Source organism: Neoalteromonas flava (assembly GCF_002807685.1).
Lineage (GTDB): Bacteria > Pseudomonadota > Gammaproteobacteria > Enterobacterales > Alteromonadaceae > Alteromonas_E > Alteromonas_E flava.
The window spans coordinates 1-494 of the sequence record NZ_PEAX01000029.1 but is presented as its reverse complement, the minus strand read 5'-3'; the positions used below and the strand labels follow the sequence as shown (position 1 = coordinate 494).

The window sequence follows — 494 nt, the reverse complement described above, 5'->3', positions numbered from 1 at the left end:
CGTTATACGTCACTATGAAATATCGTTGCAGCGAATGTAGTTTTGTCTTCCCTTGTCGAGAAGCTATTGATGCTTATGACGAAGGAATTAAACGCGGCTTTTTATGTCCCTCTTGCAAATCAAATATACAAGAATTGTTCTTTCGAGGAGGCAGCAAGAGGCTTACTTTCGAATCAGAAGGACATGAGAAATGGTTTAAAAAATCAACTATTGGACTCTCCCTTCTAGCATTTTTGATAATTTTACTTCAACCAAATCATTGGATCGTATTTGTTCTGTTACTTTGCGTAGTCATGATTCACTTTGCATACTGCAAAAAACGCTTTGGTTTTGTTCCATACCCCAATGTTATTGGTACGGAACGTATAGAGGATTAAATTAGCATGACGTATAACAAACCGATCAAGCTCGCTCACTCTGTTCGCTGGGACAGTTACTCGCCCGCGCTGTCGCTATTTTCGCGGGCAAGTAACTGCCCCTTATTGGGGTGTTAG

1 protein-coding gene is annotated in these 494 nt (G+C 40.7%); it reads left to right on the top strand.

Annotated features, from left to right (window positions below; translation table 11 throughout):
• On the top strand, window positions 1-377 hold a 377-nt coding region (locus CSH92_RS17175), incomplete at its 5' end, for a hypothetical protein (protein WP_205662201.1).
• Window positions 378-494 lie beyond the last annotated feature (117 nt).